Origin of the sequence: Sphaerisporangium krabiense (genome assembly GCF_014200435.1) — a bacterium.
GTDB classification, from domain to species: domain Bacteria; phylum Actinomycetota; class Actinomycetes; order Streptosporangiales; family Streptosporangiaceae; genus Sphaerisporangium; species Sphaerisporangium krabiense.
The window spans coordinates 1,530,588-1,547,303 of record NZ_JACHBR010000001.1 but is presented as its reverse complement, the minus strand read 5'-3'; the positions used below and the strand labels follow the sequence as shown (position 1 = coordinate 1,547,303).

At 74.3% G+C, this 16,716-nt stretch carries 13 protein-coding genes; 4 read left to right on the top strand and 9 right to left on the bottom strand.

The features are described 5' to 3' along the window. The first annotated feature begins 39 nt into the window (after nt 1–39). The 4 genes from BJ981_RS06695 to BJ981_RS06680 all read left to right on the top strand — a co-directional run bounded on the left by BJ981_RS06695 (nt 40) and on the right by BJ981_RS06680 (nt 5,098). The gene (locus BJ981_RS06695; RefSeq protein WP_184609006.1) at nt 40–1,434 is read left to right on the top strand and encodes a YcaO-like family protein; all 1,395 of its coding nucleotides are present in this window, start codon (nt 40–42) and stop codon (nt 1,432–1,434) included. 127 nt (nt 1,435–1,561) lie between these two features. After that, the gene (locus tag BJ981_RS06690; RefSeq protein WP_184609004.1) at nt 1,562–3,649 is read left to right on the top strand and encodes an NACHT domain-containing protein; all 2,088 of its coding nucleotides are present in this window, start codon (nt 1,562–1,564) and stop codon (nt 3,647–3,649) included. Beyond that, complete coding sequence (locus BJ981_RS06685) at nt 3,646–4,767, top strand: zinc metalloprotease (RefSeq protein ID WP_204070335.1); 1,122 nt, start codon at nt 3,646–3,648, stop codon at nt 4,765–4,767. The genes BJ981_RS06690 and BJ981_RS06685 overlap by 4 nt, the downstream gene beginning before the upstream one ends. A gap of 19 nt (nt 4,768–4,786) precedes the next feature. Continuing rightward, the gene (locus BJ981_RS06680; protein ID WP_184609002.1) at nt 4,787–5,098 is read left to right on the top strand and encodes a hypothetical protein; all 312 of its coding nucleotides are present in this window, start codon (nt 4,787–4,789) and stop codon (nt 5,096–5,098) included. A gap of 33 nt (nt 5,099–5,131) precedes the next feature. Here BJ981_RS06680 and BJ981_RS06675 read toward each other — a convergent pair whose 3' ends face one another. The 9 genes from BJ981_RS06675 to BJ981_RS06635 form a co-directional block, all read right to left on the bottom strand. Continuing rightward, complete coding sequence (locus BJ981_RS06675; RefSeq protein ID WP_184609000.1) at nt 5,132–5,284, bottom strand: hypothetical protein; 153 nt, start codon at nt 5,282–5,284, stop codon at nt 5,132–5,134. Nucleotides 5,285–5,402: 118 nt separating this feature from the next. Further along, nucleotides 5,403–6,767: an acetyl-CoA carboxylase biotin carboxylase subunit gene (accC, locus tag BJ981_RS06670; RefSeq protein ID WP_184608998.1), complete on the bottom strand. Its 1,365-nt coding sequence runs from the start codon at nt 6,765–6,767 to the stop codon at nt 5,403–5,405. Nucleotides 6,768–6,777: 10 nt separating this feature from the next. Further along, complete coding sequence (gene accB, locus BJ981_RS06665) at nt 6,778–7,308, bottom strand: acetyl-CoA carboxylase biotin carboxyl carrier protein (RefSeq protein ID WP_184608996.1); 531 nt, start codon at nt 7,306–7,308, stop codon at nt 6,778–6,780. Nucleotides 7,309–7,311: 3 nt separating this feature from the next. Beyond that, nucleotides 7,312–9,018 carry an acetyl-CoA carboxylase carboxyltransferase subunit alpha gene (locus BJ981_RS06660; RefSeq protein ID WP_184608995.1) on the bottom strand — a complete coding sequence of 569 codons (1,707 nt, stop codon included), beginning with the start codon at nt 9,016–9,018 and terminating at the stop codon, nt 7,312–7,314. A gap of 106 nt (nt 9,019–9,124) precedes the next feature. Then, on the bottom strand, nt 9,125–10,597 hold the full coding sequence (locus BJ981_RS06655; RefSeq protein ID WP_204070336.1) for a DHA2 family efflux MFS transporter permease subunit: 1,473 nt from the start codon (nt 10,595–10,597) through the stop codon (nt 9,125–9,127). Further along, nucleotides 10,594–11,373, bottom strand: a complete 780-nt coding sequence (locus BJ981_RS06650) for a 4'-phosphopantetheinyl transferase superfamily protein (protein ID WP_184608993.1) — start codon at nt 11,371–11,373, stop codon at nt 10,594–10,596. Before BJ981_RS06650 ends, BJ981_RS06655 begins: the two co-directional genes overlap by 4 nt. Next, nucleotides 11,370–13,142 carry an acyl-CoA dehydrogenase family protein gene (locus BJ981_RS06645; protein ID WP_184608991.1) on the bottom strand — a complete coding sequence of 591 codons (1,773 nt, stop codon included), beginning with the start codon at nt 13,140–13,142 and terminating at the stop codon, nt 11,370–11,372. Before BJ981_RS06645 ends, BJ981_RS06650 begins: the two co-directional genes overlap by 4 nt. Then, entirely contained in the window at nt 13,139–15,118 is a 1,980-nt protein-coding gene (locus BJ981_RS06640; protein ID WP_184608989.1) for an acyl-CoA dehydrogenase family protein, read from the bottom strand. Before BJ981_RS06640 ends, BJ981_RS06645 begins: the two co-directional genes overlap by 4 nt. Further along, nucleotides 15,115–16,716 carry a PfaD family polyunsaturated fatty acid/polyketide biosynthesis protein gene (locus BJ981_RS06635; protein WP_184608987.1) on the bottom strand — a complete coding sequence of 534 codons (1,602 nt, stop codon included), beginning with the start codon at nt 16,714–16,716 and terminating at the stop codon, nt 15,115–15,117. The genes BJ981_RS06640 and BJ981_RS06635 overlap by 4 nt, the downstream gene beginning before the upstream one ends.

The following is a 16,716-nucleotide window of genomic DNA, read 5'->3' as shown; positions in this document are numbered from 1 at the left end:
AAGAGCTCCTTCGCGGGAAGGACGCCGGAGGAGCGCGTCGTGGCGCTGCCGGAGGCCGAGCGGCGCGTTAGGGGCGCGCTGGCCGGGCTCGGACTGACGCCCGAGGTCCTCTTCCTGGCCGGTGATGGCGAGTCGCCCGGGGACGCGGAGTTGCCGCGGGATGCCGAGTCGGCCGGTGACGACCGGCTGTGCGCGGCTGTCTGCCAGGTGCGTACCGCGGACGGGACCCTGCTGCCGTCGGCGCGGGGGATGGGCAAAGGGCGGTACGACGAGGCCCGGGTGGGGGCGCTGTTCGAGGCGCTTGAGCACCATGTGACCGGGCCGGATGGGTTCGACGCCGCGTGCGTGGCGATGGAGGAGACGGCGCACCTCGCCGCCGGACCACTGGCCGACGAGCCATGGCTCCTGGCACTGGCGGACATGTCGCGGACGGCGGGGGCGGCGGAGACCACGGCCTCGACGTCGCGGGCGGTGTCGGGTGGCGGGCGGGTGGCCTGTTGCCGTTATCGGCCGGTCGGGGTGGGGGATGGGGTCGCGGTGCCGTTGTTCGTGTCGTGTCCCTGGTACGTGGAGACGGGCGCGGCGGGGCTGCGGGAGCGTGTCGGGGACTTCTGTGACTACGGCCGGTTGATGCGTTACAGCTGTAACAGCGGTTCGGCGATCGGGGTCACGGCGGATGAGGCGTTGCTGCATGCGCTGAACGAGACGGTCGAGCGTGACGCGCTGTCCCTGGTGCTGGTGCGTGCCTTTCTCGGGCGAGGGCGGTTTCGGCCTGCCGTGGTGGATGCCGCCACGCTGCCGTCCGATCTGGCGCGCGGTCTCGCGCGGGCGGAGCGGCTCGCCGGGGGGCCGGTGTGGCTGGTGGACGTCACCGCCGATCTGGGGGTGCCGGTCATGCTGGCGTACGTGGCTCCGGACGGCGGCCGGCCGCATCGGCGGGGCTCGGGCGCGTCGGCGAGTCCGGCGCACGCGGCGCGGCGCGCGGTCGCCGAGCTCGTCCAGACGGTGGCGGCCGAGTCTCTGTCCTGGTCGGCGCGGCGTGGTGACCTGAGAGGGCTGGCCCGGCATCCCGAGTTGCACGCGTGCGGGCGGTTCGATCTCACCGCGCACCTGCGCGACGCCCGCACGGTGCCCCTGGGCCGGGAGCCCGCGCCCGCGCACCCCCGCGACCGGGTGCGCGAGCTGGTCGCCACGCTCGCCGCGCACGGCCGTACGCCCTATTACCGCACGGTGGCCGTGCTCCCCGGCGAGATCACCGTCGTGCACGTCGTCGTGCCGGGCCTGGAGCGGTTCATGTTGATCACGGACGGCAACCTGATGGTGCCGGGCGCACGAGGACGAGCCGCCGCCGCGAACGGGGCGGCCGCGCGGGCGAATGGAGGGCCCGCCTGCCGACTGATGCCGGAGAATTGCCGTACATATGGGCAAACGTAGAAGGCTTTCCGTTCATTAGACCGTTCGCTATGCAAGCCGTAGTTACGACCGGATATCACCGGATCGCATCATGGGGGTTATGGCGGCGGTTTACGGAAGGCGCCGATCGTCGGCCAGGCGGTCTCTGGTGCTGGGGCTCGTGTCCCTGGCCGTCGGCGTCCTCATTCTGGTGCTGCTGAGGCAAGGGTTCCCCTCAGAGGAGGGCAGCAAGGTCCACTCCCTGAACGCCACACAGATCCTGACGACAGCGGGCGGCGTCGTGGGCCTGATGAACGGAGTGCTGCTCCTCCTGACCACGTGGCGCAGGTCGCTGCGGCCCGCGCCCGCCCCGACGCCGACGGACGTCGGCAGGGCCAAGGACACCCTCGCCGGTCTGGCCGCCGAGAAGTGGCAGGACGAGACGATCCTGCGGTCGCTCGCGGACCCCGAGCCGATCCCCGTGCCGTGGCGGTCCACCGAGCACGAGGAGCTCATGGACCACCCCCGCCTGATCGCCGAGGGCTCCGTCAGCTTCCCCAGCCTCACCGACCACATCGCCGCCATGGCGGAGGACTTCCGCGCGCTGCGATGCCGCCGCCTGGTGATCCTCGGCGGCCCGGGATCGGGCAAGACGACCCTGGCCGTCCAGCTCATCATGGAGTTGCTGAGAACGCGGCAGCCCGACGAGCCCATCCCGATCCTGCTGTCGGCGGCCCGCTGGGACACCGACGCGCATCCGCGCCTGCACGACTGGGTGGCGGCCTGCCTCGACATGGACTACCCCGCCCTGCGCGCGGAAGGGCTCCCCCCCGACGCCCCGGTCACGCTCGCGGTCCGCGGCGAGGTGCTGCCCATCCTCGACGGTCTGGACGAGCTGCCCGGAGACGCCGGGGCCGGCATCCTGTCCACGCTGAACCGGTCGATGTCGGACTCCGACCAGCTGATCGTGACCTGCCGCACGGCCGAGTTCGCCGAGTCGGTCGAGGCGGCGGGGGACGTCCTCACCGCCGCGGCGGTCATCGAGCCCCACCCGCTGTCCGCCACCGCGTCCGCCGGCTACCTGGAGGCATGCCTGCCCCGCAGGCCCCCGCCCTCATGGCAGCGGGTCCTGGACGCGCTGCGGAAGGGCGCCGTGCCCGCCCTCGCCGAGGTGACGAGCACGCCGCTCGGTCTCTGGCTGGTCCGCGCCGCCTACGTCTCCTCCCGGCGGGATCCGGCCCCGCTGCTCACCCTCGGCCAGGGCGACGCGTCCACCCTGAACGACCACCTCTGCGACCGCCTCATCCCGGCCGTGGTCGACTCCCGTCCCCCCGCCGCCGCCGAGCCGTTCCGTCCCCGGCACGCCTGGAGCCCCGACCAGGTGCGGCGATGGCTGGCCTATCTCTCCCGCCAGCTCCTGGTCTCCGGCGAGGACGCCCGCGACATGGCCTGGTGGCGGCTCGCGGGCTACACCTCCACCTGGCCGGTCCGGGCGCTGGTGGGTCTCGGGACCGGGGTCGTGGTCGGGGCCGTGCTCGGCCTGGTGACGGTGTCGCCGCCGGTGGGCCTGGTGGCCGGCGTCCTGGCGGCGCTCGTCGTCGTGGTCATGAGCGGGACGTGGTTCAGCGAGGCGCCGGGCCGCGCCGGCTTCCAGCTCCACGGACGGCGCTCGCTGGTCGTCGGGGCGCTCAGGGACGGGCTGATCGTCGGGCTGCTCGGCGCGGTCGTGGGCTGGGGCATGGGCGGCGGTCAGGCGCGCAGCGCGCTCATGATCGGGGCGCTGTCCGCGCTCATGTTCCTCGTGACGATCGGCCTGAGCCGGTTCGTCGAGCGCCCCACCAAGAGCACCACCGCGCGGTCGCCCCGCTCCACCTGGAAGGCCGACATGAACCTCACGCTGGTCCGCGCGGTCAGCGGGGCGGCGATCGGGCTCATGGCGGGCGCCATCGGGTGGGCCGCCGGGCTGGACGGACCGACCGTGATCGTCGGCGGGGTGCTGCTCGGCCTCGTGCTCGGGCTCGTCCTCGGCAGCCACCACGCCTGGCTGGCCTACAGCGTCACCATGCCCCGGCTGGCCGGGAAGGGACGGCTGCCGCTCCGCGCCATGAGCTTCTTCGACGACGCCCACCGCCTCGGCCTGCTCCGCACCGAAGGGCCCTTCTACCAGTTCAGGAACTACGAACTGCAAAAGCACCTCTCCCAGGACGGGACAGGCGCGGCACCCGCGCCCCGATTGGACCAGGAGGGACGGCCATGACAGAACCCGGCTTCCCGCAACCACCGGCCCGCGACCTGTGCGGCACCATGCTGGTGCACCGCAGGCTGCTCAACGAGAGCATGACCTACCGTGCGCGCCGGGCGGCGATCGAGAACCGCGCGCTGCGGTACGAGCAGGGCCGCCGCGCCCCCGCGCGGACCGAGGTGGTCACCATCCCGGTCGTCGTGCACGTGGTGCACAACCGCGCCGCGCCCGAGCAGGACATCGGCGCGGACCAGGTCCACAGCCAGATCGACGTGCTCAACCGGGACTTCCGCGCCGCCAACCCGGACGTCGGCGGCGTGCCGCCGGTGTGGCGGTCGCTGGTGACCGACGCGCGCGTCGAGTTCCGCCTCGCCGACCGCGACCCGGACGGCGCGCCGACGGACGGTATCGTCAGGGTGGCCACCGGCGAACGGGTCTTCAGCTGGGACGACGGCGTGAAGTCGCACGTCACCGGCGGTTCCGACCCCTGGCCCAGCGACCAGTACCTCAACCTGTGGGTGTGCGCGCTGGGCGGCGGCCTTCTCGGCTACGCGCAGTTCCCCGGCGGCCCGCCGCAGACCGACGGCGTGGTGATCCTGCACTCGGCGTTCGGGACGACGGGGACGGCGGCGGCGCCCTTCGACGGCGGGCGCACCGCCACCCACGAGATCGGGCACTGGCTGGACCTGTACCACATCTGGGGCGACGACGACGGGGCGTGCAGCAGCGACGACAAGGTCGCCGACACGCCGAACCAGGCGGGCGCGAACCACGGCAGGCCGGCCTTCCCGCACGTGACCTGCGAGAACGGCCCGAACGGCGACATGTTCATGAACTTCATGGACTACACCGACGACGCGGCCATGTTCATGTTCACCTCCGGCCAGGTGACGCGCATGAACGCCTGCCTGGAGGGGTCGCGGGCGTCGCTCCTGGTCGCGCCGCTGCTGGCACGCGCTCCGGCCGCCGCGCCCACGCCGGCCACGGCCGGTGTGCCCGTCCCAGGGCCGGGCGGGCCCGCCCACGACGGCGAGGTGGAGCGGCTGCTGCACGACAGCGAGCGGCTGACCGCGGAGGTCCTGAGCGACATCCGCGCCGCGCTCGGCATGGTCGTCGACCAGGCGGGCGGATGACCCCGGCGAAGGGCGGCGCGTGACCAGGGAGCCCGACGTCACCGGCGCCTGGCTGCACTCCTACGAGGAGGACACCGGCGGCACGGCCGTCTACCGTCCCGCGGACCACCCGTTCCGGCCGTCGAGAAGGCCGCGCCGCGGCCTGGAGTTCCGCCCGGACGGCACGTTCGTGGAACTGCGCCCGGGGCCGGACGACCGGCCGCGGGAGGTGGCGGGGCGCTGGCGGGCCCGGGACGGCCACGTGCGCGTGACCTTCCCGGACGGCCGCGCCGCCCCCTTCGAGCTGACGGTGCTCTCGCGCACCGCCGACAAGCTCACGATCGCCACGTGACCGGCCGCGCGCCCGTGGCGGCGCGCGGGACGTTCAGGAAAGGTCGCGGAGGTCGCGGGCCGCGTCGAGGGTCGAGGCCAGGCGGTCGGTCAGGCCGCGGGGCACGCCGCCGAGGGCCGTCCTGAGGGAGTCCATGGTCTCGTCGAGCTCGGCGTCGTGCGCGATGTCCGACCTGTCGTGGTCCATCTGGAATCACCTTCCGCCGATGCGGGAACCTGTGCCGATCCGGCCCCGCGGCCGGGTCCCCGCACCGCCTCGCCGGCGGCGCGGGCCCGCGCCGATCGGCCCCGGGGGGGCTCACAGGCTACGGGGGCGTGCCATTGCCGCTCAGATACTGGTCGAGAAACTGGGTGGTGACGCTGCCGGCCCGGAACTCGGGGTGTTCGAGGACGCGGCGGTGCAGCTCGATAGTGGTATGTACCCCGCGGCCTTCGATCTGGAACTCGTCGAGGGCCCGGGCCATGCGGTCGAGCGCGGCGTCCCGGTCCGGCCCCCACACTATCAGCTTGGCGATCAAGGAATCGTAGTAGGGCGGCACCCGGGTGCCGGTCAGGCAGTGCGTGTCCAGGCGGACCCACGGCCCGCCGGGGACGTCGAAGCGGTCCAGGCGTCCGGGGGTCGGGGCGAAGCCGGCGGCGGCGTTCTCGGCGTTGATCCGGCACTCGATCGCGTGGCCGCGCAGGTCGATGGTCTCCTGGCGCAGGGACATCGGCTCGCCCGCCGCCACGCGGAGCTGCTCGCGGACCAGGTCCACGCCCGTCACCATCTCGGTGACCGGGTGCTCCACCTGGATCCGGGCGTTCATCTCCATGAACCAGAACCGGCCCTCGCCGTCCAGCAGGAACTCCATCGTGCCGGCGCCCCGGTAGCCCACCGAGCGGGCGCCGTCGACCGCGGCCTGCCCGATGCGCGCCCGCAGGCCGGCGTCCACGACGGCCGAGGGGGACTCCTCGATCAGCTTCTGCTTGCGCCGCTGCACCGAGCAGTCGCGCTCGCCGAGGTGGACGACGGTGCCGTAGTCGTCCGCCATCACCTGCACCTCGATGTGCCGGGCGCCGGTGAGGTACTTCTCCAGGTAGATCGCGGCGTCCTTGAAGAGGGCCTGGGCGTTGGCGCGGGTGGCGCGCACGGCCTCGGGCAGGTCCTCGCGGCGCTGCACCACGGTGATGCCCCGGCCGCCGCCCCCGGCGGACGCCTTGAGCACCACCGGGTAGCCGATCTCGTCGGCGAGGGCGAGCGCCTCCTCGGCCGAGACGATGGGGCTGACCGTCCCGGGCAGCAGGGGGAGCCCCGCGTCCTGCATGAGCTTGCGCGCCGTCGACTTGTCCCCGAGGTGCTCCATGACCTCCGGCGGCGGGCCGACGAAGGTGATGCCGTTGTCGGCGCAGATCTCCGCGAAGTACGGGTCCTCCGACAGGAAGCCGTACCCGGGGTGGATCGCGTCGGCGCCGGTCTTCAGCGCGGCGCCGATGATGTTCGGCACGTTGAGGTAGCTGAGCCGGGAGGCGGGCGGGCCGATGCAGACCGACTCGTCGGCCAGGCGCACCGGCAGGGAGTCGGCGTCGGCGGTGGAGTAGACGGCGACCGTGCGGATGCCGAGCTCCTTGCAGGCGCGGAGCACGCGTAACGCGATCTCGCCGCGGTTGGCGACGAGCACCTTGCGGAACATGCGCCGCTCCCTACTCAGGCCCGTCGGCGGGCTCGATGACGATGAGCGTCTGGCCGTACTCGACGAACTCGCCGTCGCTCACCTCGATCGACACCACCGTGCCGGAACGGTCGGCGGTCACCGCGTTCATCAGCTTCATCGCCTCGACGATGGCCACCTGCTTGCCCGCCTGCACGACGTCGCCGACGCCCACGAACGGCTCCGCGCCCGGCGAGGGCGCGCCGTAGAAGGTGCCGACGAGCGGCGCGACGATGCGGTGGCGGTCCGGGGCCTGCTCCGCGGCGGGGGGAGGAGGAGCGGGCGCGGCGGCCTGCTGGTCGCGCGGCGGCGCGGCGGGCGCGGGGCGGGACGCCTCCGCGGCCGCGCCGTCAGCGCTGGACTCCCACTCCACCTCGATGACGGCCGTCCCCGCCTTGAGACTGACCCGGCGGATCGGCCGGCCCACGTCGGAGATGAGCTGGCGCACCTCGTGCCGCAGGTCCGCCAGAGTCACCTCCCCGTTCTTCTCCTCGTGCACCACGTCGCCCAACTCCTCGCTCATCCCTCACCACCGAGTGACTGAGGGCTGACAATTCGGATCACCGAAGCGAGTATGGCGGCCGTACCGATCCTTGACGAGGTTGTCCGCGGACAACGGCGACAGTTCGGCTAGTCCGGCCAGAAGGGCCTCGCGGACCGCCGCTCCGGTCGCCGCCCAGTCGCCGTGCGCGCCCTCGGCAGGCTCGGGCACCACGCCGTCCACCACCCCGAGTTCGAGCAGGTCACGGGCGGTCAGCCGCAGCTCGGCGGCGGCGCGGTCGGCCTGTCCCGCGCTGCCGAACAGGATCGTCGCGCACCCCTCCGGGCTGATCACCGAGAAGTACGCGTTGCCGAGGATCAGCAGCCGGTTGGCGGTCGCGAGCGCCAGCGCGCCGCCGCTGCCGCCCTCGCCGGTGACCACCGACACCACCGGGACGCGGAGCCGGGACAGGCGCAGGATGCACTCGGCGATGGCCGTCCCCTGCCCCCGCTCCTCGGCCTCGACGCCCGGGTAGGCGCCGGGGGTGTCGACGAACGTGACGACCGGCATGCCGAACCGCTCGGCGTGGTCCATCAGGCGCCGGGCCTTGTGGTAACCGGACGGCTGCGGCATGCCGAAGTTGCGGCGGATCAGCTCGGGCGTCTCGTGCCCCTTCTGGTGGCCGATCACCACGACCGGCCGCCCGCCGAGCGAGGCGACACCGCCGACGATCGCCTTGTCGTCGCCGGAGCAGCGGTCGCCGTGCAGCTCGAAGAACTCCTCGAAGATCTGCGCGCAGTAGTCCAGCGTGGTGGGACGGTCGATGTTGCGCGCGGTGCGGACGACCTCCGTGGCCGGCAGGTGGTCCAGGGTGATCGGGTCGGTCAGGTACGGCACCCCGCCGGCCGGGGCCGGGTCGGCGTCCCGGGGGCCGGAGTGCAGGCGCAGCAGGCGGCCGAGGGTGGGACGCAGCCTGTCCCGGGGCACCACGTCGTCGATCATGCCGCAGGCCAGCAGCGACTCGGCGCGCTGGAAGTTCTTCGGCAGGTCCTGCCGGATCGTCTGCTTGATCACCCCAGGCCCGGCGAAGCCGATCCTGGCCGACGGCTCGGCCAGCACGATGTCGCCGAGGACGGCGAACGAGGCCGTCGCGCCGCCGTAGGTGGGGTCGGTGAGCAGGTTGACGCACAGCAGCCCGGCCTCGCGCAGCCGCCCGAGCTCCTGCGCGGTCTTGGCGAGCTGCATCAGCGAGATCGCGCCCTCCTGCATGCGGGCCCCGCCGGAGGCGGTGATCAGCAGCAGCGGGAGCCGGGCCGCCAGCGCGTGCCGGGCGGCGCGGGCGATCAGCTCGCCGCTGACGCCGCCGACGCTGCCGCCCATGAACTCGAACGCCATGACCGCCACGACCAGCGGCATGTCCTCGATGGCCCCGGTGCCCCACACGACCGACTCGTTCGCGCCGGTGCGCTCACGCGCCTCGGCGATGCGCCTGGGGTAGGGCTTGCTGTCGGTGAAGCCGAGCACGTCCACGGGTTCGAGGTCGGCGTCGTGCCGGCGGAACGAGCCAGGGTCGAGCAGCAGGTCCAGGCGGTCGGCCACGCTCAGCCGCAGGGGGTGGGTGCATTCGGGGCACACCCAGTCCTGGCGCCGCAACCGGCGCAGGTACAGCAGGGACGTGCACGAGGGGCATTTGGTCCACTGGTTCTCGTCGCCGGATCGATCGGTCACCGGCCGGCTCAGCACCGAAGTCATTGTGGCTCCCGGTTCGTAACTGTCAGACGTGCTCAGAGGTGTTCGCGCTGGTCGGGCGGGGCGCCCCGGTGGCGCCGCACGGCGCCACCGGGAGCCTCGCCGCGGGTCAGACCCCCGCCTCGCTGGGGGCGTAGGACGCGCCGCCGGTCCTGGCGGCCTCCTGCCGGACGTTCCGCCGGGCCTCGGCCTCGGCGGGGCCGCGGACGACGCGCGGGATCAGGGCCCCGGCGAGCGCGCCCGCCGCGACCACGGCCGCGCCCACGTACAGGGCGGGCACGATGCCGTCGAAGAAGGCGGTCGGCGCGGCCGGGGACGGGCCCACCACGCCGCCGGACTGCTGGAACACCGTGGCCAGGACCGCGACGCCGAGCGCGCCGCCGACCTCGCGGATCGTGCTGTTGGCGCCGGACGCCTTGCCGTGCTCCTCGGTGCGGACCGCGGCCAGCACGACCGCCGAGTTCGGCGCGAACGTCAGCCCCATGCCGATGCCGGCGACGATCAGGGCCGGGATCAGCGCGGTGTACTCGCGTCCCGGGTCGGCCAGCGTGCCGATCCAGAACAGGGCCGCGGCCTGGAGGCCGAGACCGGCGGCCATGAGCCTGCCGCCGCCGACCTTGCCGACGAGCAGGCCGGCCACCGGGGCGAGGAACATCGGCATCAGCGTCCAGGGCAGGGTGCGCACGCCCGCCTCCAGGGGCGAGTAGGCCAGCGGGCCCTGCAGGTACTGCACGAGCAGGAAGATCGAGCCGAACACCCCGAAGTACATGGCCAGCGACACGAGGTTGCTGAGGACGAACGGGCGGGACCGGTAGAAGGTCAGCGGCAGCAGCGGGTTGGGGGTGCGCCGCTCCCAGGCGACGAACAGGATGAACAGGACGGCCGCGCCGCCGAACGCGGCGAGGATGACCGGGTCGGTCCAGCCGCGGCCGTGGGCCTCGACGATCGCCCAGACCGCCGTGGTGATCGCGGCGCAGCCGAGCACCATGCCGGGCAGGTCCATGTTGCGGCCCACGCCCTTGCTCTCGCCGAGCACCCGGTAGACCAGGCCGACGGCGGCGAGGCCGATCGGGACGTTCACCCAGAAGATCCACTGCCAGCTCAGGCCCTCGGTGACGGCGCCGCCGACGAGCGGGCCGACCGCGACCGCGGTGCCGGAGACGGCGCCCCACAGGCCGACGGCCAGGTTCCTGCGCCGCTCGGGCACCCCGGCGGCCAGCAGGGTCAGGGAGAGCGGGAACACCGCGGCGGCGCCGACGCCTTGTAACACCCGCGCGGTGAGCAGCACCGCGGTGGACTCGGCCACGGCGCACAGGGCCGAGGCGGCGACGAACACCAGGATGCCGACCACGAACAGCCGGCGGCGGCCGAGCCGGTCGCCGAGCGCCGCGGCGGTGATCTGCAGGCCCGCGAAGGCGAGCACGTAGGCGTTGACCACCCACTGCAGGTCGTCGAGCCCGGCCTTCAGGTCCTGGCCGATCTCGGGGAGCGCGTTGGTGACGACGAGGTTGTTGAGCGCCACCAGGAACATGGGTATCGAAGCGGCCACGACTGTGGCGGCGAGCCCACGGCGTGGGTTCACGGGAGCACCCCTTCCAGGGAGGTTTCTGACGGATCCATGACGTGCCGGACGACGATCGGACAGGGGGCCGTCCCCGGCGTGCGGACGGCGACGGCCAGGCAGTGGCCGGTGTGCAGGTGGTCGAGGTGGAAGGTCCAGGCGCGGTCCTCGGCGGCGCCGCGCCGCGCGTCGCGCAGCGTGACCGGGCCGCCGGGCACGCCGCCGACGGTGAGCCGCTCGAAGCCGTACCGGAGCCCGTAGCCGAGCGCCTTGGTGTACGCCTCCTTCACCGCCCAGGTGTCGAGCAGCGCCTCCGCCCGCGTCCCCGGGTCCAGCGCGTCGAGCCGCGCCTTCTCGGGCTCGGACAGGGCGCCGGGCAGGTGGCGCAGGGCGTCGTCCCCGAGGGGGCTCTGGACGTCCACGCCGCACGGCGCCACCGAGGTGACCACGCAGGCGATCCAGCCGTCGCTGTGCGAGAGGTTGAACCGCAGGTTCCACGGGTTCGGCGACAGCTCGGGCCTGCCGTACCAGCGGGTGACGAAGGACAGCCGCGACGGCTCCACCGCGGCGTACCTGGCCAGCAGCAGGCGGGCCAGCAGCCGGGCGCCGAGGCTCCGCCTGCGGGCGCCGGGGGCGCGCAGGCGCGCCACCCGGTCCCGCTCGCCGGCGGAGAGCACCCGCTCGGGCGGCGCGGCGTCGGCCAGCGCGTCCACCTCGGACTCGGCCAGCAGCCAGACGCCGGCCTCGCGGACCAGCTCGGGGGCGGGCGCGGGGGCAGGGGCGAGCAGGGCGCTCATCGCCGCTCTCCCGAGGCGCTGAGCCGGAACTGCCAGAAGGAGAAGAGCAGCCGGTCGGAGTGCAGGCCCCGCAGGATCTCCACCACCCGGTCCACCACCTCCTGGTCGGTCACCGGCCGGGCCGGGTGGAAGTGCCGGGTCGCCCGCTCCAGGCACATCAGCAGCAGCGCGCCGTCCGGGAACGGCTCGGCCAGCGCGTCCTTCGAGCGGGTGAACAGGTGGACGGCCGCGGCGGCGGCGTGGACCGCGCAGTACTGCTCGGCCAGGCGGAAGAGCTCGGCCGTGCCGGCGTACCCCTTGCCGTGCGTCTCGCGCAGCCGCGTGACCTCCTCGCGCAGGCGGCCGAGCTCCACGACCAGCGACGCGGCGACGTCGGCGGCCCGGGACAGCCAGTGGCGCTGCCGCTCGTCCGCGTGCGCCGCGGCCATCGCCCGCAGCCGGCGCACGCCGTCCGGCAGCAGCAGCACGGTGTCGTCGCCGCCCCGGCTGAAGAGCTGCTGGTCGCAGGGCCGCCACTCGGGCAGCGGTGCGTCCAGGTCGTACTGCGCCTGGACGCGGGCCTCCGCCTCCGGCGTCACCGGGCCGGCCGCGGTGCGCAGCAGGCCGTCGAGCTGGAGGGCGATGTTCTTGAGGTTCACCACCGTGTTGCCGTCGGCGAAGATCGCCACGAGCGCGTCGCGCAGCATCTTCTGGTAGATGCCGTAGTGCGGGTGCGCCCGCAGGTACAGCCGCGCGCCGAGCACCACCGAGAGCTGCGCGAGCGTGCGCTCCAGCGAGGTCGGCACGTGGTACTTGACCACCGAGGAGTAGACGCTGGCCTGGCCGGGGTTGGCCTGCAGGCCGCGCACCGCGCCGGTGGTGGCCGCGTCCGCGACCACCAGGTCGGCGAAGCTCTCGGCGAGCTGCCTGCGGGTGTAGGGGACGTCGATGACGCGCTGGCCGAAGATGACCCGCTCGGTGACGAAGTCCATCGTGACCCGCAGCGCGGTGTCCACCGCGCCGAGCCCCATGCCGTTGATCGTGGTCCTGGCGACCTGGCCGCTCTTCAGTGCCAGCTCCAGGCCCTGGCCCTCCCTGCCGAGCAGGGCGGACTCCGGGACGAACAGGCGGTCCAGGCGGATGCCGCTCATGTCCAGCGCCCGCAGCCCGTGGATGCGCTCGTTGGGCAGGTGCACCACCGAGCCCGCCGGGCAGTGCCGCTTCTCGACCGCGAAGATCGACCAGTCGCCCGGCCCGCCCCGCTCGTTGGTGCGCGCCTGCACGCTCACCACGTCGGCGACGGTGGCGTTGCCGATCAGCCACTTCTCGCCGGTCAGCAGGTAGCCGCCCTCGACGCGCTCGGCGCGCATCTCGTTGCTGAGCACGTCGCTGCCGTGGTCGCGCTCCGACAGGCCCCAGGCCATCCGGGTGCCGCGCTTGATCGCCTCGACGAAGTACCGCTTCTGCTCGTCGGTGCCCGCGATCCAGGCCGGCATGAAGGCCAGGTTGGTCAGCATCAGCGCGGTCGCCGTGGTCGGGTCCCTGCGGGCCACCAGGCGCAGCAGGTTGAAGCCCACCTCGACGTCGCCCGCCCGGCCGCCGAACGCGGACGGCAGGCAGTACTCGTGCAGGTTCCAGCGCTGCAGTAGCCCGACCAGCTCGTGGGGGAACTCCTCACGCTCGTCGTGGTCGAGCACCTTCGCGAACGACATCGGGCTCGCCGGGTCGTGCGGGTCGCCGAGGTGGCGCTCCAGCTCCTCGGCCACCGCGACCTGCTCCTTGACGGTCACGGCGTCTCCTCCTCTCCTGCGTCGGTCTCTCGGCCGGCCCTGTTGTCGGCCCTGTTGTCGGCTCTGTCGGGGGTCCTGTCGGCGGCCCGGTCGTGCTCGGCCAGGGGCAGCGCGGTGACGGAGAACATCCGGCCCTCGCGGTGGAGGCGCAGCGCCGTCTCGGCCATCGGGTCGTCCAGGAGCGCGGGCAGACGCCAGGTCCCGCCCTCGGCGCGGGCCAGCAGCAGGCCCACCGTGGCGGCCAGCCAGGACGGCTCCCGGCCCGTGAGCAGGGGTTGTTCACGGCCGGCCCGCCACAGGTGGACGCAGCTCGCGGCGGCGTGCAGGAAGCAGAACCGCTCGGCCTCCTCCAGCAGGTCGGGCGTCGCCGCGTCCCTGCGGTCGGCGAGCAGGGCCCGCACCCGCTCCGGCACCTCGGCCACCGCCGCGCACAGCCGGGCGACCACCTGGTCCGCGAGCTCGGCGATCGGCCCGCCGACGGCCGCCAGCTCGGCGATCGGCCCGCCGACGGCCGCCAGCTCGGCCCGTACGGCCGCGGCCGCCTCCGGCAGCGCCTCCGTGACGGGGTCGGCGCGCCCGGCCACCGCCAGCCCGTCCAGCCGTGCCTCCGGCGGCGCCGTGGCCAGGTCGAACAGCTCCGTCACGTCCGAGCGGGCCGAGCGGCCGGGACTACCCGAGCGGGTCAGGGCCGCCTGGGTGAGCCAGGTCGTGACCAGGCGCAGGTTGGCCACAGGGCCGGTGTCGATGTGCCGGACCACCGCGTTGTCCCTGCGGAAGGTGTCGAACGCCGCCGCCGGCCCCTCCCGCAGCAGGCCACGCGTGCCGAGCAGGTCGCCGCAGCGGGCGAAGACATCGCCCGCCGCGTCGATGGTCACGTGCTTGACCACGCTCGACCACAGGCCCTGTGCCTCGGGGGCGAGGTGCAGGGCGCGGGCCGCGCCGAGCGCGCCGGCCTCGGCGGCCAGCAGCGCGGTCACGGCGGTGGCGATCTCGCGCCGCGCCGTGGGCAGGCCGTCCAGCGGACGGTCGCCCACACGGTGCCCGGCCGCGAAGTCCAGGGCCAGCCGCAGCGCGGTGTCGCCGGCGGCGAGGTTCGCCCCGGTGCTCATGACCCGCACGTACTGCATGGCCCGCATCGCGACGTCCAGCCCGCGGCCCTCCCGGCCCACCCGGGCGCCCGCCGGGACCGGAACCCCGGCGAACTCGAACCCGGCGAACCCGATGCCGCGCATGCCGGCGCTCGGCCGCGTCCCGGTGCGGCACGCGGCCACCACCGGGCCCTCCAGCAGGACCAGCGTGAACGCTCCCGGCCCCCTGCGGCCGGTGCGGGCGCAGACGACCAGCGCCTCGGCCCGGTCGCCGAGGCCCACCAGCCACTTGCGGCCCCACAGCCGGTACCCGCCCTCGCCGTCCGGCTCCAGCCGGCACTCGTTGGCCAGCAGGTCGCTGCCGTGGCCGTCCTCGGTGAGCGCGAAGCCCACCGCGCCGCCCCGGCGAAGCAGCTCGGTCACGCGGGCCCGCTGCGCCGCGTCCCCGGCCAGCAGCACGCAGGTCGCGGCCGTGATGCCGAACATCGTGGCGGGCATCACGGTCAGGTCCCTGCGGGCCGCCGCCCGGACGGTCATCAGCGTTTCGTCGGCGGCGTCCAGCGTGCCGCCGTCGGCGCGGGGCACGTACGACAGCCGCAGCGCCGGGCCCGCGGCGGCGGACAGCTCGGCGGGGAACGCCGCGGCCTCGTCGCGGGCCGCCGCCGCCGCGAACCCGAAGGGGCTCGCCGCGGACGCCGGGTCGCCGAGCGACCGGTCCAGCCCGGCCGCCACCGCGTACCGCGCCACCGGCCCGGGCAGGCCGGAGGAGGTGGGCGAAGCGGTCAGGGGTTGGGGGGTAGGAGAGCCGGTCGAGCACTGAGGCGTGAGTGAATCCGCTTCTGGCACGCCGGGGGGTGCGGGGAGGGCGTCCAGGGTCAGCTCGGTCATGCCGCCACGACCTCGGACGTCTCGCGGAGGCTTGCGGGGCGGTAGGAGCGGACCGACGCGGGGAGCCGGACGCCGCCGAGCGTGAGCTGCTGGACGCGGCCGGTGAACGCGGCCCCGCGCATCAGCTCGGACGCCACCAGGGCCACCCGCCGGTTCTCCACCGCGGCGAGCGGCGTGCCGGCGGTCCAGGCGTTGAACGCGCCGATCGCCGGCCCCGTCCAGACCTGGTAGTCGGCCACCCGGTCGCCCTCGCCGACGGTCGCCCACCGCGACGCCATGCCGAGGTACCAGCGGAAGATCAGCGCCATCTTGCGGCGGGGCTCCCGCCCGGCCCGCTCCAGCTGGTCGGGGTCGCGCCGGGCGAAGTACTCCTGGACGTCGGCCCAGATGTCGTCCAGCGGGCGGCGGAAGACCTGGGTCTCCAGCTTGCGCCGCTCGCCGGCGGGCAGGGCCTCCACACCGTCGTACTGCTTGTACAGCTCATAGAGGCGGCGGGCCCGCATCGGGAACATGGTGCCCTTGCGCAGCACCTGCAGGTCCACGCCCAGCTCGAACATGTCGGCCGCCGGGGCCATGTCGCAGTCGGCGACCCCGGCCTCCGCCAGCATCGCCCGCACGGCGGGGGAGGTGCCGGACTCCAGGCACGCCTGGTGGACCGAGCCGACCACGACGTAGTCGGCGCCGAGCCCGTAGGCGGCGGCGATGGAGGCAGGGGTGCCGAGCCCGCCCGCCGCGCCGAGCCGCACGGGGTACCCGGTGCGGCGCTGGGCCTCGTCGCGCAGGGCGGCGATGACCGGGAACAGCGCGACCAGCGGGCGCCGGTCGGTGTGCCCGCCGGAGTCGCCCTCGATGGTGATGTCGTCGGCCATCGGCACCACGCGGGCCAGCTCGGCCTGCTCGGCGGTGACCAGGCCCCGGGCGAGCAGGTCCGCGACCACGGACTCGGGCGCGGGCCGCAGGAACCGCTCGGCGACCTCCGGCCGGGACACCTTGGCGATCACCCGGTTCCCGGCGACCGGGCGGCCCTGCGGGTCGCGGTAGAGGCCCGCGACCCGGTAGCGCACGATGTGCGGGGTGAGGTCCATGAAGGCGGACGCCTCCACGCAGCGCACCCGGTGGCGCAGGAACAGCTCCACGCCCGCGCGCTCCAGCTCCTGCTCGCTCGGCGCGTGGATCAGGTTGACCGCGTACGGCAGGCGGGGGATCTCGGCGGCGAAGCGCTTCAGCGCCCGCTCGATGCGCTCGGGCAGCAGCCCCGCCGCGCCGAAGGACCCCAGGGTGCCGGCCTTGGCCAGCTCGATCACCAGGTCCTCCGAGGCGATGCCGCCGGCCATCGCGCCGCCCATGTAGGCGTAGCGCAGGCCGTGCCGGGCGCGGAACCCGGCGTCGCCGAGGCGCTCGGGGGGCAGCGGGCCGGCCGCGGCGACGATCGCCCCGGTGTCCGCCGGGCGGGCGTTGCTCACGCCGATCCCGGCGCCCGTGCGGACCACGTAGACGGGTTGCTCCAGGCGGGCCAGGGCCTCGTGCACCCCGGCCGGGTCGGTGCGGACCACGCCCGTGGTGCGGGGCGCGGCGCCGGTCTGGACGGTGACGGTCAT